Source organism: Aurantiacibacter sp. MUD61, assembly GCF_027912455.1.
Lineage (GTDB): Bacteria > Pseudomonadota > Alphaproteobacteria > Sphingomonadales > Sphingomonadaceae > Alteraurantiacibacter.
In genome coordinates, this window is the sequence record NZ_CP115446.1 from 2,693,503 (window position 1) to 2,717,121 (window position 23,619).

Consider the following 23,619-nt stretch of genomic DNA (forward strand, 5'->3'; position numbering starts at 1 on the left):
CGATCTTCCGAGGAGGCCTAATCTGTGCGTGCCCCCCATCCTTTCCCGGAGAACGATGCCGGTTAGATCTGTTGACAAATCTGGCTTCTGCTTGACATTTTATACGAAATGCACTTTCTAGGCAGTCTAGACCGGAGATGCCTTATGACGCCTTGGGAACACCACCCTGCACTAACTGAAGACCGCCTGAGTACTGTCGCGAAGCTGATTCAGATGGGGCGCGACAACGCCCTTGATCGCTTTGCTCCTCGGTTCGGCTGTACTGGATGGACAGTAGGATGCGAGGCCTTCGCTTTTCAGTGCCATGAAATAGCGACGGCCGCTGAAGATCACGAGTGGCTCAATATTCTCAATTCCTCAATGGAATTTGTATTCAGCATCGGCGGTGTTCCTGCGCGCTTTTATCGCGGCAAACCTGACGATCCCAACCAGCGGACACTTCGGCAGTCGTTTGATGAAATTAAGCAGGGTGCACTCTTTTCGGATGAAGAGCTTTCAAGATTGTCCGGCCGTCCCCTTTATCGCTTCGCCGTCGAGACCGATTTTGACGGATCGATCGAAGCAATATCGTTTGTCGTTCTTGTAGGCGATACCCCGATGCTGACCTGGCAAATCCCTTTGGATCAGTCCGTGAGCAAGGTGAGCCCGCTGGACGTCGAAGTCGACGATGGTGTCGATCTGGCTGCACCGACAGTGGAAGTTGCCCGAAAAGAGAGGAAGGACGGCACGAACGATTAGAGATGGCAATAGCCACCGAGTGTGAGAGTACTGTAGGTAACAATGAAAACACAAATGGAGTTCGCCGGCGAGCAGCTTAGACTCGCCCGGCTTGCGCACGGGTTGTCTCTAGAAGAAGTGGCTGAGAGGATTGCGACCTCTCGTCAGTTTATTCATCAGCTGGAGAATGGCTCGAGATCCGCGTCCACAGAGCATGTCGAGATTCTCGCTGAGGCGCTCGGCGTAACTGAGGATTTCTTTGCTGATTTGGTCCCATCGACCGTGCGCCCGGAACAGTGCCATTTCCGTGGCCTCAGTTCTCGCCCCGCATATGTCACGAGCCAGGTGCTGGCGCGCGGCACTCTCTTGGATAAGTTGGTAGCGTCGATCGAGGGAGTTCTAAGCCTCCCGACAGTCGACTTCCCTGACATTCCCGTTTCGAATTTCGAAGAAATCGAGCAAGCCGCCGAGGCCGCAAGAATCCATTGGAAGTTGGGCTCGACCGGCCCGATCAAGAATATGATGCGCGTCGTCGAGAATGCCGGCGCGGTCGTTACATATTTCGAAGATTTGTCCGAGAAGGTTGATGCCTTCTCGATGGACCGGCGCCGACCGATCATTGTTAGGAGTTCTCTAAAGCAGAGCCTTTTTCGGCAGCGCTTCGATCTCGCCCATGAATGTGGGCATTTGATCATGCATCGTGGAATTCAGACTGGTGACCAAGCGACTGAGAAGGAAGCGCACAGATTTGCAGGAGCGTTCTTATTCCCACGCGGAGCAGTCCTCCGTGAATTCCCGAGAGGAAAGAGGATCGACTGGCAGGCTTTGTACAAGTTGAAATTGAGATGGCGAATGTCGGTGAGCGCGATTGTGCGACGCGCATTTGATTTGAGGATCCTGACCCCCGCTCAATATCGAACCGCAAATATCTACTTGCGTAAAACGGGCCAATCGAAGGTCGAGAAGTTTGATAATGACGGGTCGCTACCCCTCGAATATCCAGAACTGCTTCCCAAGGTCATCGACGCGCTTGATGAAGCGATCCCTGGCGGTGTTCTGTCAGTTGGAATGAAAGCGGGATTGAAGCGTGAAATGCTGGTACAGCTCACGGGTATTGAGTTAAATCCATCAGCCCCAATTTCCAGCGCGGACAACGTTATCCAGTTGCATCCCAACAGGTAGAATTGCGCCTACGGATTTCTCATCGAAACGCCGTGCGCGACATCAGAAGCGGCTTCTGTGTTTTGATGCCGCAGCACGAAAGAATGTCGCCACGTCACCCACCAGAAAGACAGGGGTCGGAGGTTCAACTTGAACCTTTTTTGGTAAATTGAACCTAATTAGATGCCATTCAATGCGATTTTCCCCAAATCCACTCCAATTTTTTCAATGGCTTAGCATTTAGAGACGTGTTTTCGGGAGGCAGGGGCCGGAGGTTCGAATCCTCTCTCCCCGACCAGTTTTTCGTGACGCAAAGCCATCCGGTGGATGGCTTTGGCCGAAAAACTCCCAAGCGATAGCCCGGGAGCTCCTCTCAGCCCAAAACCTCAGCTCTGCAATTCCGGCAGTCGTTCGCGGAAATAGGCGATGGTCTTTTCCAGACCTTCGTCGAGCGAGACTTTCGGCTCCCAGTCGAGCTTTTCCTTGGCCTTTTCGATCACCGGCTTGCGCTGCTTGGGATCGTCCGACGGCAGGTCGAGGAATTCGAGTTTGGAGCCCGAGTCGGTCATGGCGATAACCTTTTCCGCCAGTTCCTTGATCGTGAATTCGCCCGGATTGCCGAGATTGATCGGACCGGTCACATCGTCTTGCGTTTCCATGAGGCGGATGAAACCTTCGACGAGGTCGTCGACATAGCAGAAGGAGCGCGTCTGCGATCCATCGCCATAGATGGTGATATTTTCGCCCAGCAACGCCTGCACGATGAAGTTCGACACCACGCGGCCGTCTGCATGGTGCATGCGCGGGCCGTAGGTGTTGAAGATGCGCGCAACCTTGATCTTCAGATCATGCTGACGGTGATAATCGAAGAACAGCGTTTCGGCGCAGCGCTTGCCTTCGTCATAGCAGGAGCGCGTGCCGATGGGATTGACGTTGCCCCAGTACTCTTCGGGCTGCGGGTGGACATGCGGATCGCCGTATACCTCGCTGGTGGAAGCCTGGAAAATCTTTGCGCCCAAACGCTTTGCAAGGCCGAGCATGTTGATCGCGCCGTGCACACTCGTCTTCGTCGTCGCGACGGGGTCATGCTGGTAGTGGATCGGGCTTGCCGGGCAGGCGAGATTGTAGATCTCGTCCACTTCCACATAGAGCGGGAACGTCACATCATGGCGCATGAACTCAAAGCGCGGGTGATTGTGCAGATGCTCGATATTGCGCTTGGTGCCGGTGAACAGATTGTCGGCACAGATGATTTCGTGCCCCTGATCGAGCAGCCGATCAGTGAGGTGCGAGCCCAGGAAGCCGGCGCCGCCGGTAATCAGAATACGTTTGCGGCTGTCGTAAAGTCGGGCCACCAGAAACTCCTATCAAAATCGCATGTCGATCATGCCGATTGCTGTTGCCTGATCAACAGCCGAATCGTGTGAAAATACCAAGTCTTGTACGCCGCGTAGTGGAAGCCTGTGCCACCGTCGAGGAAACCGCCTTTGGCGACGTAGGTGAAAAGGAAATAGAAAGCCGGATACCACCATTTGGCCAGGTGCCGGTATTTGAACTGCTGGCGCGGTGTGAACCGTTCCCACAGCTCGGAGTCCTGCTCCACAAGCGCGTAGCGCCGCGCTTCCCATTTTGCGTATTCCAGATGCTTGGCGATGAATGTATCGAGCGGCTTGAAATCGCGGTGATCGATGCGCGCGGTGATTTCGCCCACCTCGCCTTCGACGATGGGATGCTCGTGGATTTCCATATCCAGCGTGCTCCAGCCGTCTTCATCGATCCGCTCGAACAGCGCCTTGCCGGTGCGCAGCAGCGCCAGTTTGCGCTGAGCGAGACCGTGCTTCATCTGCTTGCCGAGGAAGTAATTGTCGTACTGGATCCAGAAGCCGCTCTTGCCGGTATTTGGCAGGGTGCGCGCCAGCTCATCGCAGAACGCGTCATCGATGAACTCGTCCGCATCAAGGAACAGGACCCAGTCCTGCTGCGGCGGATCGTTCATCAGGAACCAGTTGCGCTTTTTCGGGAATTTGCCGTCCCACTGGAAATCGACCACCCGCGCGCCAAATTCGTGCGCGATCTCGGTCGTCCGGTCGCTCGAGCCGCTATCAATGACTACGATTTCGGCAAACCGGCCCAGCCGCTCGAGGCATTTGGCCAGGTTCGCTTCCTCGTTCTTGACGGGAACAGCTACGGTGACGGGCAGAATATCAGAGTTCGCAGTCATTTCCGCCAAGTAGCCAATTGGAATTCAGGAAGGTGCTCGTCTCGGAGCGCGCCGACGCATTGGCGGATTTCGCAGGAGCTTTCAACCCCGATGGAACCGGCCCTCAGCCCTTCGCGCTATACTCGAGCAACTATGCCGGACGCCCCGTCGCAGGCGGTCGATCTGCAGTCTCGTGCGCCCTCCGACGAGCTTGCCGCGTATGGTAGACCTTCTGCCCAAATCGCCAGATGAAAGGCAGAGTTACGGCCAGTATGAAAGGCAGCCCTGAAAGGAAGCGGGCAGAAGACTGGGTGAATGCAACAAGCGCATCGTTCAGCAGGATAAGATAATAGAACTGCGCCCAGAATGCGCCCGCGAGTGCATGTTTCCAAAGCCATCCAAACAGCATCCCGATCAGGCCGAATACCAGAACGCCAAAGTAGCTGAATGAGCGGAATGTGTCGGAAAAGCCGGTGTGCGTGATGCCCGGCGTGGCATACATTTCGTAATCCATGCCCTCCTGCGCCAACTCATGCTCCATCATGAGCGAATCCTTGAAATCGCGGCCAAGTGCGAAGGCAGGGACATAGCGCAGGACCAGATCGTTCCAGAGCTCGACGGGGCCCTCAGCCACATCCTGCTCGCGGGCATAATGAATATCGAGCGCAGCGATGGACAGCTCGGGTGCGTCATCGGCTTGGAAATAGGAGAAACGTTCAAAAGGAACGCCTTCCACGAAAGCGCTGACGACGGTCCCCTCTCCGCGCTGGATATAGGCGCGCACGTCACCCACCTGATGCAACAGCACCATGCCAAGGAAGCAAATTGCAAAGACCGCCACGCGTGGGGGGCGCCAGTTGAACACGAAGAATATGCTGCCACCGAGGATAATGAGTGTTTCGGCAATCATATGGCGTTTCACATTGCCGCCAAAGCCGATGAGAACAGCACTCAGCGTAAGCAAGCCGATGATGAGATAAACTTTCCTCCCCGTCCTCGCGTAAAGCAGAGCAGCGATTGCCAGCGAGAAAAAGGTCGACTGGCCGAGCAGAAACCAGAGCGTCGCAACCCCCGTCCACATATTGCCGAGTTCGGATGTGTCTGTGGCGCTCAGCTGATAGTTCGCCACCGCCCCGATCAGCCAAAGCACAATGGCTCCGGCTAGCAGTTTCTGCTCGTATTTGTTCATCGGCGCACTCACGTTGCCGGGCAAGCGCCAGCGCTCGAATGCGGTGGTCTTGCGGCGCTGCTCGGCTGGCCCTCCAAGCAAACCGGAGGATGTCACATAAAACCCGAGCGCGAGCGCGATCAGAGCAGCCGTCATATAGAGGAAGAGAAAATCGGCGTTGAGCCAGGGCCCGTAGACATCGCGCTCCAAGTGCAGGGCCTGGGGAACAAAAAATGCCAGATATAGATACGCCACCACAACCGGCAGCGTCAGGATTTTCCTGATGCGCAGGACGCCGAAAGAGAACATCACGAGCGCCGTCGCGAGGAGCAGGAACAGGGCAAAACTCATTGTTTTCGGTCTATCCTGTCAATTCGATCCGTGGATGTCACGCACCCGAAACAGCCCTACGCTCATCCCATGACCGGATGGCCGCTCCGCCCAGCTTCAGCATTGGTCGTTCGAGAAGCCTGTGAACCACATAGGACACGAGCAGGCTCGCTACTATGCAAATCGCGATGAATGCAAATCTATTCAGGGGCACCGCGACGCTTTCCGCCGCGATTGCCAAAGCTGAAATGACGGGCCCATGAACAAGGTAAAGCACGTAGGAAACTGCTCCCAATGTGACCCAGGGCCGGCCCAGTTCCAAGGTCCCCCGCAATTCCAGCGCCGCAGAGCCAGCGATTATCATCGTCGATGCCGTGCCCACCAAGATAATCCCGAGAGTTCCCATGTGGAAAGCATCGGTGAAAAGCACAGTGGCCACAAACAAAGCGATCCCGCTCCAGAGCCAGGTCCGGCTCGCGATGGAACGATTGCGAACAATCCACGCCGCTGCTGCACCGAATGCAAACAGGATGTTGACCGGCGAGAGCGGATAGAATTCGATCCCCATCCAGATGTTTGCGAGGCAAGCCACCATCCAGATGATGAAGAGCGCCCCGCCCCATCGCCTGGAAAGGATGACGACCCCGAAGATCACGTAGAAAAGCATTTCGTGAAACAGGGTCCACGCCACGGTGAGCGGAGTTGGATTGATGTCCCCTGCAAGCAGGAAAGCGCTCACGATCGTTCCCGCCTCGCGGAACTCTGGCAATCCCAGCTGCGGCAGGATTTGATACGCCAGCAGCATCGGTATCAATATCGCCCAATAGATCGGATAAATGCGATTGATCCGTTTCAGGATATATTTCGGTGCCTGCTCGGGTCTGCCAAAATCCTTCTCATGCACCCAAAACATGACAAAGCCGGACAGCACGAAGAAGAAATAGATACCGGTCTGACCGGCGAGGAAAAAACGCTCCAGCAGCGGCGCGAGATCGTCCGCAGGCATGGCGTAGGCGGCGTGAAAAACGACAACACCAAGCGCCGCCACACCGCGCCCCAATTCCAGCGTCTGGATCTTGTTGCGTCCGCTATCTTTCACACGAAGTGATCCCTCTGGCCACACGGCCGCTCACCATTGTCAGGCAATTTAACGCCTTGCAGGTCCGCGGCGTTGGCAACGAATAGGGTAAAGGTCAATCCAGCCTGACGCATTCGGGCTTGGCGGCCTTGCCCAGCATCCATCGATAAACTGCGATATGCTGTGAGGCGATGCTCGCCCAGCCGAACCGCTGCTCGGCAAGAATGCGCGCATTGCGTCCGGTCTCGGCCAGATGGCCCGACGCCAGATGTTCGGCAAGCTTGGATGCAAGTTCTTCTGCCGTCTGCGGGATTTCCAATGCCGCCTTCTGATCGAATCCTTCTGGGAGATTGCACTCCTGCGTCATCAAGGTCGGCAATCCCCACGACCATGCTTCGAGGATGGACATGGGCAGGCCTTCCGACTTCGAAGGCAGCACAAAGGCATCGGCATGCGCCAAGGCATTGTCCTTGCCATCGCCATGCAAAGGTCCCGGCAATACGACTTCATCGGAGACGAGGCCTGTTCGAGTAATCGCGCGCTCCACTTCCGCGAGGTGGCCGCCATCGTCCCAACCAGCGATGGCAATCCGCCAATTCGCAGCGAGTTCGGGATGCGTCTCGCGCAGCATTCCCCAAGCCTCGATCAGTTCGACGATGCCCTTTTTCTGGTGGATGCGGCCGATGAACAGCAGTGTCTTGCGACCGTCTTCGGGCAACCAGTCCGGCCGGGCACGGCGCACATCCAGATCGGGAATATGCGTGCCGTTCGGAATGATGGCGATGGGATTGGTAAGGCCGAAAGCGCGCATCGATGCCGCCTCCGACTCGTTGAGCGCATGCATGCAGTGCGCGTGGCGCAGATTATCGTTTTCGAACAGCCAGCCGACGATCCTCTTCTTCCAACCCGCGTGTTGCAGCGCCCACGGATCGAGCATCCCTCGCGGAGAAATCATCACCGGCCCGCCCGTCTTGCGCCGCCAGTCTGATGCGATCACCGAGGGATACTGCCAGATTCCGTGAAGGTGGAGAACGTCATGTCCTCCCGCCAGAACGGCTTCTTTCATCCCGCGCGAATAAGCGAGAGAAGCGGGCGCCCCCCTTTCAAAGACGTGCGGCTTGATCGGTGTCCAGGCACCTTCATCCTGTGCACTTTCACTGTCCGATGGAGCATAGACGCTGACGTCTATGCCAGCCCGATTAAGCTGCAGCGCCGATTGCCGGACCGAATGGAACAGACCGCCCGCGAGCCGCGAGATACTACCGGTGACGATCCCCAGCGAAAACTCCGCTGGATCGCGATCCCGTGCCGTCGATTCAGGAGACGGCATCGATTTTGCGTTCGGATAGCTTGTCGAGAATGATCCGGTCGAGCAGGCCCAGTTTCCGGCGCCTCGAATGCTTAAGCGCAGCCTGCGCGGCATTCGCCATGTTCTTGCCGAAGCGTTCGGGCCCCCAATCCGCGATTGCAGCGGCAGCGCGCTCTCCCATCGCAGCCCGTTCGGCATCCGACATGCGGAACAGCTTTTCGATAGCCTCGGCAATGCCTTCAACTGTGGGCTCCACGATGAAGCCGCTTTCGCCATCGGTGACGACCGTGCGCCCTACGCCGCAGGGCTCCGACACGGTAACGGGAAGACCCGCTGCCATGCCTTCATTCACCACCAGACCCCATTGCTCCACGGTGGAGACATGGGCGAAGCCTTCTGACAGGCCGTAGAAGATGGGCAGAACATCATAGCCGCGATAGCCGGGCAGGTGAACATGATCGGCCACGCCGGCATCGCGCGCTGCCGTTTCGATATTCGCGCGCTCTTCGCCATCCCCGAGGATGACAAGATCTGGGCTATCGCCTCCCACCGCACTGCGGGCCCGTGCGAATGCGCGGACGAGGTTCGGGAGGTTCTTCTTCGCAATGAAACGCGCAGATGCGAGGATGTAGCGCTCGGGGAGATTGTGCTCGGCTCGCAGGGCGCCCGCATTGCTGCGCGCTTCGGTAGCCAGCTTTGCAAAATGGCTGTTGCCGACCGCATTATAGCCCAGGAAAATGCGATCTTCAGCCATGCCGAGTATCTTGATGTAATCAGCATGCGGCGGACCACCGACAAGCGCAGCATCACAAAGCGACACGATGCGCTTCTTGGTCCATTCGCGGACCTTCGAGCGATCCGCATCATCGATCTGGCTTTCCGACATGACGATGAGCGGCACGGACTGGCCATGCGCCCATTTGATCGCCGCAGCGCTCAGCGGGCTGCTCCATCCCGGGATGGCGATCACGTCAGGACGCACACGATTGAGGCATTCGTCCATCCGCTCTTGCAGCACGCCCTCGGCAAGCCCCTGCATGAAGGCAGCGCTGCTTTCGAACAGGCGTTCAACGCTGTACCCATCGCTCGCCTCGACAGTGAATTCGGCGAAGCCGCCTTCATTCTCGCCGACGATGACGACCAGATCGTCGATCTGCTCACTCGCACCGCGATAGCGGGCGTCGTGGTAATGGCCGATTTGGCTGGTCAGTATCGCAAGCCGGGTCATGCCGCTGTCTTTCTGTTTTCGATCTGCACTAAGTTATTCACTTGCCGGTCTTTACGGACGCGTCAGCGTTCCATCCGGCTGGATGAGGCGGCGCTGGGTTGCGGGCGCTCCGGCGATCAGGCTGTTGGCGGGGTAATCGCCTTTCACCACCGAATTGGCCGCGACAATCGATCCTGAGCGAATATGCGCACCGGGGCCGATGTGGACACCCCTGCCGATCCACACATTGTCTTCAATCACAATCGGGCTCACCGCGAACCCCTGCCCCCGCACGCCCTCGGCGGGAATAAAGCGGTGATCCTGGTCGCGGATCGACACGTATTCGCCAACAGCGACGTTGTTTCCGATCGTAATCGCGTCCCCGGCGACGAGATGCGTGCCCGTGTTAAGCGACACGTCGTCACCGATTGTAATGCGTGACGTCTTGCCGGTCTGGAAGAACACATCATGCCCGATCATTGCATTGCGACCGATCGTGACATTGCGGAAAGGCAAAGGCAGGCGAATGCGCCCTGTAAACTGCGCCCCTGCCCCGATACGCTTGAAAAAAAGCGGGCAGCTGAGACGCATCAGGGCGCCTTTGAATTTCCAGATCGCAGGGATCATGTGCGGCCCCTCAGCGCTTCAGCGCTGCGATAGCAGCGTCGCCTTCCGGATAGTGATCTACCAGCAAATTGCCTGCCAATCCGCGTGCACGCCGCATGCGGAAGCGAGTAACGAGCGCATCATCGATGATGGCGCGCCGCACGCAAATCCAGTTGGACTGGCCGAAATTGTCGAGGCTGAAATGATAACCGGTCGCCTCAAGTCCTTCGGGAAGCAGGCGGCAGAGGACGTAATCGGGGACCAGAAGATCGAAGAAATGTCGCAGCGAAATCCCGGCTGCAAGGGTCGCATGGTTATATTCGAACTGGATGAAATCCACGCCGCCGTGTGACAGGCTCTGGGTCAGGCCCTGCAATACGGCGAGATCGTGCCCTTCGGCATCGACTTTCAGCACATCGACGTGATCAATTCTAAGGCGCTCTAGCTCTGCGTCACCCTTTCGCGCTTCGAGCACAAGGGTCTCGACATCGCCGTCTGCAGAATAGTCAGTGTGAGCGGATGCGAGCTCGGGCCGACCAGAGACGGTCTGGATTTCGAGTGTTCCACTCTCATCTGACAGCGCAGCGTTGACGAGCGTCACGTGCTTGCCGCCAACCGCTTTCTCCAACATGGCAAAAGTCGCTGCCACAGGTTCGTAGCAGACAAGCTGACAGTTGGGGGCGAAGCGCAAAATGCCTTCCGCCCATTCGCCTTTATTGGCCCCGACATCCACGGCGCACGATATCCCGCGCGATGCCAGCGTCTGCTGGAACCAGCGCTCACCATTCGCGGTGATCTGGACGCTGCGGTTTTCATAGGCAGCCACCAACCGGCTGGCGAATACATAGGCGGCATAGGATCCCGGCACACGGCGCGCGAGGCTGCGCCAGGCAAGCTTGTCGACCAGGCCGATCATTTCGCTGCGCTTTCCAAAGACATCGTGCAATTTTTCCCTATGGCCGCCAGCAGTTCCACGGCGCGGTCGGACCAATAGATGCCGTTGCCCGTTTGTAAAACCCGCGGATGGCAAATTTCTTCGGCAATCGTCATCAAAAGCGCATCCGCGCTACCGACCGAAATATGGTCCGCCGGATAGTTCGTCACCTGATCGCACGTTGGCAGAGCGAAGATCGGAACGCCGGTCGCCAAATGATCGTAGAGCCGCATCGGCGAACAAAAATGGTTGAGCTGTGTTGCGGCGTAGGGGATCAATGCCGCGTCCATCGCCTGAGCGTAGAGATGCATCTGCTCATGCGGCAAGCGGCCTGTGATGACGACTTTTTCCGAGCGCAAAGCCGGATGAGCCGCCGTCAAATCGTCAACCACCGGCCCCGCTACGAGGAATGTGCCCACTTCTTCCAGAGCGATCACACGCTCGATCAGGGCAAGGTCCAGCCGATCCGACAATCCCCCGAGCACACCGAGTACCGGCGCTTTCCGGCCCTTCAACATGTCCAGCTCGCTATCTTCGCGCTCAGCGAACCGCTTTTCGGTAGCGTTGGCTGAGGTGACGGTCCGCGCGGCGGGGATATTATCCTCTGCAATCGCGCGCTGGCGAAGGGCATCGGACACATAAGCGCTCAGACACGCGCGGCGCTGCATGGCGGCTTCGCGTTGGCGCGCGTTGCCCCAGCCCGAATAGCTCGCATAATCATCCGCAGTATAGGTCACGATCGGCAGTTTGCCGTCCAGCATCGCCGCAAGCGGTGCGTAGGCAGGAGACGTCAGCAGGACGACCGGGTTTTCCAGGTCCCTCGCGAGGCGCAGAATGCGGCGACACAGCAGTCGCTGGCCGATGAAAGCGGTGCGCGAAGCCCAGCCCGGCGGCACAAACGGCTGCTCGACGCGCAATTGCCCCTCGCCCGTCTTTTCCTCGCTCGCTTTGGCGGTGGGGCTCGTGAAAGGAGCGATCCCAATGACCTGCGTTTCGGCAGCGAGGGCCTCAGCCAGGCGGCGGTGCCAAATGGTGTTCACGTCAGCAAAAATGATGTCTGGCTTTGCCATGCCGCTAAGCCGCCTCTCTGCGGGAAAGCAATTGCGTGTAGATGTCTTCGACGCGGCGACTCATCGTCTGGATCGAGAAATGGGTCTGGCAATCGGCGATACCGTCTGTCGCCATTCGTGCCCGCAATTCCGCTTCGTCACGCAGGCGAAGGATTGCATCCGCAGCCTCCTCCGCTTCCTCATAAGGCACTGCCGTCACCCCGCGGCACAGATCGATAACTTCATCGCTGCCCGTCCCGGTGCGATAGGCCACCACCGGGCGGCCATAGGAAACCGGCTCCACCATGCTCAGCCCGAAAGTGTCGACCGATGAAGTGAACGCACCCAGATCGACTTTTCGCCAGAAATCGCCGATTTCGGAAACGAAGCCTTCGAAACTGACGGCTTTGGCCAGCCCCATCTGCTCTGCTTTGGCGTGGTAATGGCTGGCAAGCGGCCCATCGCCTGCGACAGCAAACCGAATATCAGGATCGCGCCTGTGAACCGCGCCCGCAATTTCCAGAAATTCATCGAGCCCTTTGCGCTCCGAAAGGCGAAGAGCGATGCCCACTGTGAAAGGCCGCCCGGAGCTCCTCTCCAATGCATCTGCCTCCAAAACCGGCATCCGGACGCCATTGTGCACGGTTACAGGATCGAAACCCGAATGCTCGCGGCGCCAAGCCTGCGCTGCCCAATCGCTCACTGCGAGCAAGGCATCGCAACGCGATAGCAGCATACGGTCCAGTGCCGAATGCAATCGCCGCTTCCAATTGGGCGGGTAGATCTGCAGCGATGGCCGCGTGTGAAGATGCGCCACCAATGCAAAATCGCGTTTCGAGCCGAACACAGCAGCCAACCACGATGGTGCGAGATGAAGATGGACGACCTCGGGAGCAAAATCGGCGAGGACCTGACGGGCAGAGCGCAGCTGCGCCAAGGGATGACCCGGCGCGAAATCGACCATGAACCCTTCACATGCTTCGAGCAGCCTCTCGGCACCTGCACGTTCGCGCCCGGTCACCAGAATGCGGATTTCGTGTCCGCTCGACACCTGCTCTCGCGCAAGCTCCAGCGCCATTTTCTGCGCCCCGCCAAAAGGGACGCTGCGCAATATGTGCAGGATGCGCATCGGCGTCGCCGTCAGCCGCGTTGCTGCGCGCCGAAAACCACGTCCGCAACTCCAAGCTCTGTCAGCTTCCCTCGTGTGTTTTCGACGAGGTAGCTTGCCTCAGCTTCGCTCAAGGTCTTCTTCCAGCTGCCGATACTTTTCGGACTGATCGGCTCGCCGATGCGCTTGTGATGCTCGCGCTGGCCGTACACCGGCGCATTGGCTGCATGAACTTCAGGATCGAGCATGTGCTCCGAATAGGGCACGCCGAGGAAGTCGCAGGTGGCAGGCACAATCGCGGAAGGCTCGCTGACAAGCTCTTCATAAGCTACGAGATGCGTGCGGGAGCTATCGACGCTCAAATACTGGTTGCACAGCTCGTTATAAAAGCTCGTGTAATTTTCCAGCGAAGGCTTCGGGAGGTTCTTGGCCCGCTTCATGCTGGCAAAGGCGTCACGCGGATCGCGAACACAGAAAACAAACTGCGCCTTGGGAAACGCCTGCGCCAGTTTGGTCATATGCAGAGCGTGGCCGGGCGTCTTCTCGAAGAAACGCGAAGCGCTGTCCTTCTGCGCGATGTAATGCGCGGCAAGCTTGTCGAACAGTTCGGCACGGCTGCGAGAGGCTTCGATCATCGCGCGCCAGTCACTCTCAGGCAATCCCGGATAGGACAGCTTCTGGTAGTTGCGCAGCAGGAAGAACTGCGTTTCATCACCGACGGTGACGAGTTCATCGTTGCAGGCAAGAACCGTCGCCAGAAGGCTGGTTCCTGCACGCGGCACGCCCAGCAGGAAAACGTGGTTCTCGTCGGATTCCCCCCAGGAGCGCCAGACACGCGCTGCGGCCAGTGCGCCTGCCGGATCACTCAAAACGCGTTTTGCACGAGCGACGAGAGAGCCGGGGGTGTTGTGGGGTTTCTGCTGGTTCATTCGGGCTCTGCCATTCCGGTTTAACAATTTCGGGGAGGGAAACTGATCGCTCAAAGACCGCCGTGCAAGCCGGAGATCAGCCCGCTGTCACCCCATCAGCGGCGCACATAGCGGCGAAGTGCATCAAACAAAACCCGAAAGTCGGCGGTAGAAGGGAGAAGTGCGCTGCGCAAAGCAATCATCCCGTATGAACGGAGGGAAAAGATGCCAATCGCCACGGCGATCGCATTCCCCGTCGCCAGCGCGACAAAAACCCATTTGGGATCATCGTAGCCGGTCACGGCATATCCGATGGCGAAGACACCGATAATACTCGCTGCCATGGCGATGCTCGGCCAGACACGTTCGACCGATCGGTTCGCTATGTTGATGATGCTTTGCAGCGGAAACAGGGCTGTCGGGATGGCGAGCCCCTGGAGGTACCAGGCTGCCTCTCGGAAAGCCTCTCCGTAAACTAGCGGCACGATATATGGCGCGACAAGGATTATCGGCACCGCAGTGGCAAATACGCTCAGGATTGCCAGACGCAGCAATTGCTCGAGCCGTTTCTTGCGCAGCTCCGGGTCAAGCCCGGACAAGGTGGGCAGCAAAGTCACGCTGAGCGACTGCATGACCAGCGAGACGCTTGCGCTCGCTGCGGTAAAGGCAACGAAGTAGAAGCCCAGCAATTGCGCCGGCCAGATCGCCACGAGCAGGATTCTGTCGAATTGCCGTGCCAGCGAAAATGACCCGGTCGCCAGATGGAGCTTGCCCCCCGTCCGTACATCGCTGCGAAGGCTTTGCCGATCGACTCGTCCGATCAGGTACCCGCGGAAACGAATGATCCGCCAGACAAGGATAGGCACGGCGGCAGCGACGAATGCAAGGACCATCACCAGCGGATCGGCGATATCGAGAAGGAACAGCAAACCGATCGCGAGCACGAAGAGAACGGGCGAAACTATCCGCTCGATGTTGAGCCGGCGAAAATCCAGCTTGGCTGATTCGACGACGGTGAACGCGCGGGTGGAAAGGCCCAATGCGACCAGCAGCGCGGACGCCCAGATAAAGGTGGTCCCGCCGAAGTCGCCGATTTCTATCAGGTCAAGCGCGACCGCAGCGGTGGCGACAAGAACGTAGATCGCCAGCGCCGCCAGTGCGAGCACCATGACGCTCGGCAGGGCAGATTCGGGATGGTCTTTGCTTTTGCGCAGCCGAATGACGGCGGCATCGAAGACAGAGAAGCTGAGCAGGCCAAAGCCGAGCTGCGCCCAGAATTGCACCGTGCCGTAGATCCCGCGCCCCTCCGGCCCCAGCAGGCGGGACAGCATGACACCGGCTATGAAGGTCAGCGCCATAAAGGCGACAGACGCGACAGCTGTGTCGAGCATCTGGCTGGTAAGCGATCGCTTTTGCGGCGTGTCGCCAGTCATCGTGCTGTTCCCTGTTGGAGTACCTAGGTGCCCAGTCTGGCACGCGCGCTGACTAGAGCCAGCCCGTTGGCAATGCAATCACCGCCGCAGGGCGACGCCAATTACGCCAGCAAACGCCGGATCAAATGGCTTCGAAAGAAAAGTTCGTAATCGTGGCGCGCAGGGCTGAACGCTGCTCCCAGGCGTTGGCATCGAGAACGAGCCAATAAGCGTCGCAATCGCCGGACACTTCCCAAACCGCGGAACTATCGAGTGCGCGTGGCTCAGCATCGTCACCATTGCCAGTGGCGCAGAACAACCGTGCCTCCACCCGCTCTGCCGCATTTGCCGGCGAAATGTCGGCCGACAAGCGATAGCGGCCAGGCTCAAGCTGGAGCAGCTGTCGCGCAACCTCACCATCGGAATATTGCTGCGCATAAAGCTCGTACCGACCCTCGCCCCGCGCCGATAGCGCACGCTGACCGGTCGAGACCAATTGCCAGCTGATGGGCGGAAATTCAGCGTCTTGCCTGAAGGCAAAAGGAGCGGCATTTTCGCCGGCAATACTTTCCCGCCAAAGGTCCAGCGCGTCTCCATAGAAGCCGGCGTTCACCAGGCCGCCAATCAAGATCGCATCGCTCTGATCCGAAGTCCCGACGTCGGTTTGCTGGCGCAATTGATACAGCCTGCGAAGCGCTTCGGGCTGCGGCGGTACGCCGTTCCAGAATTGACCGACCCATACCGGTTCGGTTTCGAGCACGCGGCGAAGCGGCTCGACAGTGCCTTCGCGCACGAGGACCTGCTTTATCGAAGAGATCATGTCCGGAACGAGGCTTGGGTGCGCCATCGCGATACGATCGAGGATCGGGAAAGCTGCGTCCAGATCGTCATCCAGCACGGCTTTTTCCAGCTGCAGCGTGGCAAGCAGGCGATTGCGCTTGTCCAGATCGCTGCCGACAGAAATCAGCCTTTCAAACTGGTCGAGCTCACCGTCTTCGCGCATCTGCACGGCGACCAGAAACAGGCCATCGGTTGCCAGGGGCTCCTGCCGCCACGCATTGACGGCAAGATCCTCGCCGCCCTCACGCACGGACACGGAAAATGTGCCGTCCTCTGCCTGCTCCCCCTGTAGGAAAGCGCGCGAGATATCTGCCTGCCAAAAGCCGTTCCAGCTCAACGGGCCGAGGCCCATTTCGGCATTGGCGTGTCCCTGCAAAAGCAAGAGCGGTGCAGCCAATACGCATAGCCCCGCGATTACGGCACGACCGATTGGCATCAGGTCAGAACCTCACGATCCGCAGGAACATCCTTATTGCCATAGCCATAGCCATAGCTGTCACCGTAGCCGTAAAGCGTATTCCGGCTGTCCAGCTTGGTTACGGTTGCACCGATGATGTCCGCATTGGATTCGCGCAGGCGAGAGATCGCGCTCTCGATATAACGCCATTTGCCCTCATTTGCTTCGATCACGAAGACAACGCCGCCCACGCCTGCACCCATCAGCGGGCTGTCGACCAGGCCAAGGACCGGCGGCCCATCGACGATAACATGATCGTACGCGCTCTCGGCTTCATCCAGCAGGCCACGCAGGCGGCCGGTCGACAGCAGCTCGGCAACGGAATGCGGTTTGCGACCGGCGGAAATAACGTGGAATCCATCAAGCGGATGGCTTTCGCTGACCATGGCGCGCCAATCGTCATCACCTTGCAGATACTGCGCAACGCCTGTCGCGGAACTGCCCTCCAGATATTTGTGGATGCCGGATTTACGCATATCTGCGTCTACCAGGAGGACCCGCTTGCCCTGCCGTGCAAGGAGATATGCGAGGGCGATCGCGCTGAGGCTCTTGCCTTCGCCCGGCCGTGAAGATGTGACCATGACCGATTGCGGTACCGAGCCACCCGAGTGGTAGGCGATGCTGGAGGTCAGGCTGAAGTAGCTCTCGTAAAGCTCCGAGAAGGATTCGGAGAGATCGTCCACGATATCGTCTTCCGGGGTTCGCGGGATCGATGCGAGCAGCGGGATGCCGAGGCGCTGCGGAACCTGGCGCGGATCGCGCAGGCTCTGATCGAACAGGTCGCGGAGATAGAGTCCAACGGCCACGAAAAGCACACCCAGTGCCAAAGCAACCAGCAGGTTGCCGAACAGGTTTGGCGAGAACGGAGCGCGAGGCGCGGTGGCGGGATCGACGACGACAATATTGCTCTCGCCAACGCCGACGACGCCGATTTCGCGGAAACGCTGCAGCAATCCGGCGTAAATTTCGCGGTTCGTATCAACTTCGCGCTGCAGGATATTGTACTGGACGCTGTCCTGACGCTGGGACAGGAATTGCGAGCGTAGCTGCTCTACTTCCTGGCGCAGATTGCGCTCGCGGGCCAGGGCTTCGTTATAATTGGCACGCAGACCGCTGATTGAATTGGATTCTTCCCGACGGATCGAGGATTCCAGCTCGGCTAGCTGTGCCTCGAGCGAGCGAAGCGGCGGATAATCGTTCTGAAAACGCGAACGCAGTTCGGCGATCTCAACTTCGATCTCGCTGCGCCGCTGGCGCATCTGATTGACCGCAGGCGAATCTGCGCTGACCGCTGGCGATCCCTGCCGGGAGCTGAATGCAGCCTCCGCCGAGATGCGCTCCGCAGTCGCATTGAGCAAAGCCTGGTTAAGCTGTTCCAGTTCGGTTGCCACCAGGGTTTGCGAAGCTGTGTTTGCGCTGTCCCCCTCGTCGTTGCCACCGCCGAGAGAAACCAGGCCGCGGTCTGATGCATACTCGATGAGTTCGCGCTCGGCTTGCTCCAGTTGCTGCCGCGTTTGCTGCAAACGGTCTTCCAGAAAATCACGCGCCTCGATTGTGGCGCCGAAGCGTCGATCGAGGTTTTCCGCGATGTAAGCATCGGCCCAGGCATTGGCGATCTTGGCGGACACCGGGCCCGAAGGGCTTACAAAGCTGATGTCGACGAGCGTGCTGTTCGGAATCGGACCGATTTCGATGTTCCGCAGCAGGATGTTGGACAGACGCCTGTCGATATTGACCGCTTGGCCCGCCTGAATGTCGAAGGCTTCGAGGAATTCGTCATCATTCGCGAGATCGAGTTCACGAACCACCCGGTCCGCCAGCGATTGGGATTCCAGCAATTGGTACTGGGTGGGCAGATAAGTGCGGTCACGCAGGATGTTGTCGCTTTGCGCGCCTTCCACATCGGTGACGTTTTGCTCGATCAAACCGATTTCGACCCGTGTCGTCGCACGGAACTGCTCGGTCGCGAGCAAGGTCAGGATCAATCCGACTGCAAGGAACAATGCGAGGACACCGGCAATCGCCAGCTTGTTGTTGCGGACAAGATCGAGATACCGCTCAAAATCGATTACGCGGAAAAGACCGTTACCCGAATAGTCGGATGGACCCTGCGGGCCAAACTCCGACAGCTCGCGGTATTCATTCGTCACGCTATTCATTCGTACAACCCTCAAAAAGGCCAGTGGCCATTCGTGCCGTCGAACAAGTCAGCACGCTGAAATCCTTCAATTCGTTTCCACCGATGAAATCGGCTCACTGATCGACATCCGCCCTTGCGGATCATGCGATAGCGGTGACGTGCCAAGACTGCAAAAGCCAATTTACAGACTTTTGCTTAAAACTGGTGAGATGTGGAAGGCGTGCGCCTGTAGTGTCCATGAGCACCGTTTTCTACCGCATTTCCGCGCAACCAAGCATCAGCTTGGCTGGCTGCCGACTGAACCCACGCCGGTTTTCTGAGCCGCCTTGGCGATGAAGATGATCGAAAGCGCTGCGACAAGCATCAGCGAAGGCGTGCGCAGCGGGTAATCGACGATGCTGTGCAGCCCGATCATCACCAAGGTGAGAAAACCGATAATCGCGCCTCGACCTCCCTGTTTCTGAAATTGACCTGCCCGCAGCAGAAGCACGAGTTTCCGCACAAGCCAGCCGATCGCGAGAACAAGCAATATAACGCTGGCCGCTCCGCCCTCGACCAGAAACTGTAGCCAATCGTTATGCGCATGATTGAGGTAACGCGGGCGGATCATCGCTTCCGGCTCAACGATCCGAAATGCCTGCTCGAAAGCTCCGAACCCTGTGCCGAAGGGGAAGTGATCTTTCAGTAAGCCGAAAATCACCGGCAGTGTTTCAAGGCGCTGATCGTCTGTCAGGCTCGAGCTGAATAGTCGCTCCAAGGCAGGCAAGCGTGAAATGGTGGCAAACAGTCCGATCAGTGTAAGCGAGCCTGCGACAAGCCCAAATCCGAGCCACTTTACCAGTTTCGAAGATGCCCCCGCTTTCTCCCGGGTGCGAAAATCGGAAATGAGCAGCCATGCGAAGACAAGTCCATTCACCGCGAGGAGCAGAAGACCAAAGCGCGATGCATTGATGAGAATGCCGAGCACGAGGACGAGGCTCACGGCCAGGCGGATTGCCGTGGCCTGTGTGAACTTGCCTGCAGTGCGCGGCATGCCAACCTGCGACGCGCCGCGTTCAAACAGGCTGAACAATAGAGCGATGTTCAGGAACAGGGCGTTGTGGTTGCGGTTTGAAAACAGGCCCACGGCGCTGTCAGCATTGGTGATTTCGTACAGATACAGACCCGGATTTGCGCGCAGCACAAGCTGGGCGATGCCCAGAAGCGCACTCACCAGGCCGACAACGATGATGAAAGTGCGAAGCTTACGGCGCTGTGACCCGTCCAGCAAGGCCATCAGCATCAGTGCCGCGACAGGAACGGTCAATGATGCGAGCGAATTCCACGTGCGCAGCGGGGAAAGCGTAATCGGTCGCCAAAGATCGCTCAGCCCAAGCAAGCTATCGATTTCCGCAACCGCCTCACGCCCGGCAAGCGACTGCCAGACTTCGGGCGGCAGCGGGATGAGCTGGATGATCATCCACACGGCAAGGAGGGCGATAAGCGCAATAGGCCAGCGGATCAGCGCGAAGCTTTCGCGGCTCTGCCACCAGACAGCCACGGCAAGAACCAGAGCCGAAAATGCCCGCAGCGGCCCGACACTTTCGATGTCGTAGCGCGAGCCGCCTCCCATCAGGAACACGGCAGCAGCGAATATGACGAACAGCCAGAAAGCCTTATCCGACGTATATTCGAACCAGCGTGGTTTGACGTTGCGAATGACCCGGTCCCTTCCCATCGATACCGGCAGAGCCAGTTATCACTTGGCTGCGCCGATAGCCACGCGCGCGAAAATCATCAAGAATAGTGTTGTAACGCCTGCGGATATCACAAAGCAGCTGTTCCGCCCCCTTGTAATAACCGCGTAACATCGCCATTGCGGCAACGCTGCTGGCCACAAACGGAAATCGATGACCCTCGCCCATCCCCATCACGACGGAGACGGTGACGACAAGCTGCATGAAGAATGCGGCGTGTTCGGCATTATCGGCGTCGACCAAGCCTCTGCCGTCACCGCGCTCGGCCTCCATGCGCTGCAACATCGCGGGCAGGAAGCTGTCGGCATTTCCGCCTATAATGGTGCGGAATTCGTCACCCGGCGCGCCATCGGCCATGTCGCCGAGAATTTCGGCACCGAAGAATCCCTGGCAGAACTACCGGGCCACATGTCCGCCGGCCACGTGCGTTACTCGACCACCGGCGGGGCGGGACTGCGCAATGTGCAGCCGCTTTATGCCGATCTTGCGAGCGGCGGTTTCGCCGTGGCGCACAATGGCAATATCTCCAACGCCGCAACACTGCGTCAGGAACTGGTGGAAAAGGGCGCGATCTTCCAGTCGACGTCCGACACCGAAGTTATCATCCACCTGGTCGCGACCAGCCGGTATCCGACGATGCTGGACAAGCTGGTTGATGCGCTGCGCCTTGTCGAAGGTGCATACGCGCTGATCGTCATGACCCCGCGCGGCATGGCCGCCTGCCGCGATCCGATGGGGATCCGCCCGCTGGTGATGGGTAAACTCGGCGACGCCACCGTTTTCGCCAGCGAGACGGTTGCGCTGGACGTGGTTGGCGCAACTTTCGAGCGGCAGGTTGAGCCCGGCGAATTTATCGAAGTCGATTTCGATGGCACCATGCGCTCCCACCGCCCCTTCGGCGATGTGCCTGCGCGCCCGTGCATTTTCGAGCACGTCTATTTCAGCCGTCCCGATTCGATCTTCAACAAGCGCTCCGTCTATGACAGCCGCAAGAGTATCGGGATCGAGCTCGCCAAGGAAAGCCCGTGCGAGGCGGACCTCGTGGTCCCCGTCCCCGACAGCGGCGTGCCAGCCGCCATCGGTTACGCGCAGGAAAGCGGCATTCCGTTCGAGCTTGGCATCATCCGCTCGCACTATGTCGGTCGCACCTTCATCCAGCCCTCGGACGGCGCGCGCCACGCAGGGGTGAAGCGCAAACACAACGCCAACCGCGCCATTGTGGAAGGCAAGCGCATCGTGCTGATCGACGATTCGATCGTGCGCGGCACCACGTCGATGAAGATCGTCCAGATCATGCGTGATGCAGGCGCTGCCGAAGTGCATTTCCGCGTCGCCAGTCCGCCGACGGGCAATGGCTGCTACTATGGTGTCGACACGCCGGAGCGCTCCAAACTGCTGGCGGGCCGGATGGACCTCGCCGCCATGCGCGAATTCATTCAGGCGGACAGCCTCGCCTTCGTTTCGATCGACGGGCTTTACCGCGCCGTGGGCCTCGAAGGGCGCGACAATGCCCGTCCGCAATATTGCGATGCCTGTTTCACGGGCGAATATCCCACTCCCCTCACAGATCTTGCGCGGCGCGAGACCGTGGACGCGCAGCTCTCGCTCGATGTGGGCAAAGATACTGATACAAAGGACAGCTGATGGCTGACGAAACTCCCCAAGGGCCGCTTTCCGGCCAGGTCGCGCTTGTCACCGGTTCCAGCCGCGGGATCGGCGCTGCGACGGCAAAGGCGCTCGCCGCAAAGGGCGCGCATGTCGTGATCACCGGTCGCCGGGTGAAGGATTTGGAAGCGGTAGAGGATGCGATCCACGATGCGGGCGGCACCGCCACGATCGCACCGATGGATCTGACCGAAACCGATTCGATCGGTCGCCTGGCCCAGGCGATTGCCGAACGCTTCGAAAAGCTGGACCTGCTGGTCATCAGCGCGGCGCAACTGCCCACGCTTACGCCCGTCACACAGATCGAACAGAAGCCGTTCAACGAAGCGCTGACGCTGAACGTGCTCGCCACACAGGCCCTGATCGCTGCCTTCGATCCGCTGCTGAAGCGCGCCGAGGCGGGCAAGATCATCGGCCTTACTAGCTCTGTCGGCGCGGAGCCCCGCCCCTTCTGGGGAGCCTATGGCGCGACCAAGGCCGCGTTCGACAATCTGCTGGAAAGCCACGCCAAGGAAGTCGAACGAATCTCCGAAATCCGCGTCGCGATCATTGATCCGGGCGCGACTCGCACCTCCATGCGCGCACGTGCTTATCCCGGTGAAGACCCGCAAACGGTCAAGCCGCCAGAGGCCGTGGCAGAACGGATTGCCGAGCTGGCGGAAAAAGGATTCGCCAATTTGCACCGCGAACGAGTGGAAATATCCTCTTAACCATCTGTCGTAAGCTGCTGGTAAGCAAATCCGGACATTTTGCGCAAAGCAACACGGTGGGGACCGTCAACGCTTTGAATGGATTGTCTGACCATGAGTATGCAAAACACGATTGGCCGATACGAGGTCGCCGCACAGGAAGATCGCAGTGCACCCCGCACGCGCATCATGATCCCTGCCCAGCTGCGCGCATCGGGTAGCCGCGCTTTCCAGACCGTGGTGAACGATCTGTCTCTCAGCGGCTTCTCCGCAACCGCTCTCAACCGGATGCATCCTGGTTCGATCTGCTGGCTGACCCTGCCCGGTCTCGAAAGCCTGCAGGCCGAAGTCGTCTGGTGGGAGAATGGTGTGGCAGGCTGCGCCTTCACCAATTTGCTCAGCCCGATCGTCCACGACAACATCCTCGCCCGCTATCGCGGCGACGGATCGTTCAAGGGCTGAACCTCCCAGCGAGGCTGACTTGGAAAGGGCTCCGCATTGCGGGGCCCTTTTCTTTTGCCATGCTTGAGGAGCCACACTACGCAGTCGAGCATGCCACGAAAACGCAAGCACATGCGTAAACGACGCAAGGCTTATTCCGAGCCCTCTCGCAGGCCAATCCGCTTCAGTTTCGCCCGAGAGACAGCCTTTCACGCCACTGGCTGGCTAGTTCTTTCTTTCGCCATTGTGTTTTGGCGGAGGCCGGAGCGAATGGAGAAGCTTTCATCTGGCGAGTACGAACCCTCGCAGCTTCTCTTGTTTGCAGCAGGGGCGCTCGCGCTCTCGTCACTTGGGGGAATCGCCAGCACCTGGTTGCGTCGGCGTTCGAAGGCGAACGGCGAGTAATCGCGGTCCACTGCCTCGGCATTGCGGCGCCCTTTTCTTTTGCGTGCGTACCAACGCCT

The 23,619-nt window shown here is 58.8% G+C and carries 20 protein-coding genes; 5 read left to right on the top strand and 15 right to left on the bottom strand.

Features of this window, described 5'->3' with window-relative positions; genetic code table 11:
- The first annotated feature begins 144 nt into the window (after positions 1-144).
- A complete protein-coding gene (locus tag O2N64_RS13050) occupies positions 145-738 on the top strand; it encodes a hypothetical protein (protein WP_271078017.1) in 594 nt (197 codons plus the stop codon).
- Between the two features lie 54 nt (positions 739-792).
- Positions 793-1,899 (top strand): helix-turn-helix domain-containing protein, encoded by a 1,107-nt coding sequence (locus O2N64_RS13055; protein WP_271078018.1) that lies wholly within the window; start codon positions 793-795, stop codon positions 1,897-1,899.
- A gap of 365 nt (positions 1,900-2,264) precedes the next feature.
- Here the strand turns inward: O2N64_RS13055 and O2N64_RS13060 are convergent, their stop codons facing one another.
- From O2N64_RS13060 to O2N64_RS13130, 15 genes are all read right to left on the bottom strand, one after another.
- Entirely contained in the window at positions 2,265-3,233 is a 969-nt protein-coding gene (locus O2N64_RS13060; protein WP_271078019.1) for a UDP-glucuronic acid decarboxylase family protein, read from the bottom strand.
- A 29-nt stretch (positions 3,234-3,262) separates the two neighbouring features.
- The gene (locus O2N64_RS13065) at positions 3,263-4,099 is read right to left on the bottom strand and encodes a glycosyltransferase family 2 protein (protein WP_271078020.1); all 837 of its coding nucleotides are present in this window, start codon (positions 4,097-4,099) and stop codon (positions 3,263-3,265) included.
- Positions 4,100-4,229: 130 nt separating this feature from the next.
- Complete coding sequence (locus O2N64_RS13070) at positions 4,230-5,597, bottom strand: O-antigen polymerase (protein ID WP_271078021.1); 1,368 nt, start codon at positions 5,595-5,597, stop codon at positions 4,230-4,232.
- Positions 5,598-5,634: 37 nt separating this feature from the next.
- Positions 5,635-6,675 carry an acyltransferase family protein gene (locus O2N64_RS13075; RefSeq protein WP_271078022.1) on the bottom strand — a complete coding sequence of 347 codons (1,041 nt, stop codon included), beginning with the start codon at positions 6,673-6,675 and terminating at the stop codon, positions 5,635-5,637.
- Positions 6,676-6,769: 94 nt separating this feature from the next.
- The gene (locus tag O2N64_RS13080) at positions 6,770-8,077 is read right to left on the bottom strand and encodes a glycosyltransferase (RefSeq protein ID WP_333781561.1); all 1,308 of its coding nucleotides are present in this window, start codon (positions 8,075-8,077) and stop codon (positions 6,770-6,772) included.
- On the bottom strand, positions 7,971-9,191 hold the full coding sequence (locus O2N64_RS13085) for a glycosyltransferase (RefSeq protein ID WP_271078024.1): 1,221 nt from the start codon (positions 9,189-9,191) through the stop codon (positions 7,971-7,973). The genes O2N64_RS13080 and O2N64_RS13085 overlap by 107 nt, the downstream gene beginning before the upstream one ends.
- A 51-nt stretch (positions 9,192-9,242) precedes the next feature.
- A complete protein-coding gene (locus O2N64_RS13090) occupies positions 9,243-9,797 on the bottom strand; it encodes an acyltransferase (protein WP_271078025.1) in 555 nt (184 codons plus the stop codon).
- 10 nt (positions 9,798-9,807) lie between these two features.
- A complete protein-coding gene (locus tag O2N64_RS13095; RefSeq protein ID WP_271078026.1) occupies positions 9,808-10,692 on the bottom strand; it encodes an FkbM family methyltransferase in 885 nt (294 codons plus the stop codon).
- Positions 10,689-11,780, bottom strand: coding sequence for a hypothetical protein (locus O2N64_RS13100; RefSeq protein WP_271078027.1), 1,092 nt, complete (start codon positions 11,778-11,780; stop codon positions 10,689-10,691). Before O2N64_RS13100 ends, O2N64_RS13095 begins: the two co-directional genes overlap by 4 nt.
- A gap of 4 nt (positions 11,781-11,784) precedes the next feature.
- Positions 11,785-12,888, bottom strand: a complete 1,104-nt coding sequence (locus O2N64_RS13105; protein ID WP_271078028.1) for a glycosyltransferase family 4 protein — start codon at positions 12,886-12,888, stop codon at positions 11,785-11,787.
- An 11-nt stretch (positions 12,889-12,899) separates the two neighbouring features.
- On the bottom strand, positions 12,900-13,796 hold the full coding sequence (locus O2N64_RS13110; RefSeq protein ID WP_271078029.1) for a sulfotransferase family protein: 897 nt from the start codon (positions 13,794-13,796) through the stop codon (positions 12,900-12,902).
- A gap of 95 nt (positions 13,797-13,891) precedes the next feature.
- Positions 13,892-15,208: an oligosaccharide flippase family protein gene (locus O2N64_RS13115; protein ID WP_271078030.1), complete on the bottom strand. Its 1,317-nt coding sequence runs from the start codon at positions 15,206-15,208 to the stop codon at positions 13,892-13,894.
- Positions 15,209-15,329: 121 nt separating this feature from the next.
- Entirely contained in the window at positions 15,330-16,424 is a 1,095-nt protein-coding gene (locus O2N64_RS13120) for a hypothetical protein (protein ID WP_271078031.1), read from the bottom strand.
- A gap of 38 nt (positions 16,425-16,462) precedes the next feature.
- Entirely contained in the window at positions 16,463-18,643 is a 2,181-nt protein-coding gene (locus O2N64_RS13125; RefSeq protein ID WP_271078032.1) for a GumC family protein, read from the bottom strand.
- A 258-nt stretch (positions 18,644-18,901) separates the two neighbouring features.
- Positions 18,902-20,341 carry an O-antigen ligase family protein gene (locus tag O2N64_RS13130; RefSeq protein ID WP_271078033.1) on the bottom strand — a complete coding sequence of 480 codons (1,440 nt, stop codon included), beginning with the start codon at positions 20,339-20,341 and terminating at the stop codon, positions 18,902-18,904.
- A gap of 172 nt (positions 20,342-20,513) precedes the next feature.
- Between O2N64_RS13130 and purF the strand changes: the two genes are divergently transcribed.
- The 3 genes from purF to O2N64_RS13145 all read left to right on the top strand — a co-directional run bounded on the left by purF (position 20,514) and on the right by O2N64_RS13145 (position 23,176).
- Positions 20,514-22,004, top strand: a complete 1,491-nt coding sequence (gene purF / locus O2N64_RS13135) for an amidophosphoribosyltransferase (RefSeq protein WP_271078034.1) — start codon at positions 20,514-20,516, stop codon at positions 22,002-22,004.
- The gene (locus tag O2N64_RS13140) at positions 22,004-22,735 is read left to right on the top strand and encodes an SDR family NAD(P)-dependent oxidoreductase (RefSeq protein WP_271078035.1); all 732 of its coding nucleotides are present in this window, start codon (positions 22,004-22,006) and stop codon (positions 22,733-22,735) included. The genes purF and O2N64_RS13140 overlap by 1 nt, the downstream gene beginning before the upstream one ends.
- A 93-nt stretch (positions 22,736-22,828) precedes the next feature.
- A complete protein-coding gene (locus O2N64_RS13145) occupies positions 22,829-23,176 on the top strand; it encodes a PilZ domain-containing protein (RefSeq protein ID WP_197921128.1) in 348 nt (115 codons plus the stop codon).
- The last annotated feature ends 443 nt before the right edge of the window (positions 23,177-23,619 follow it).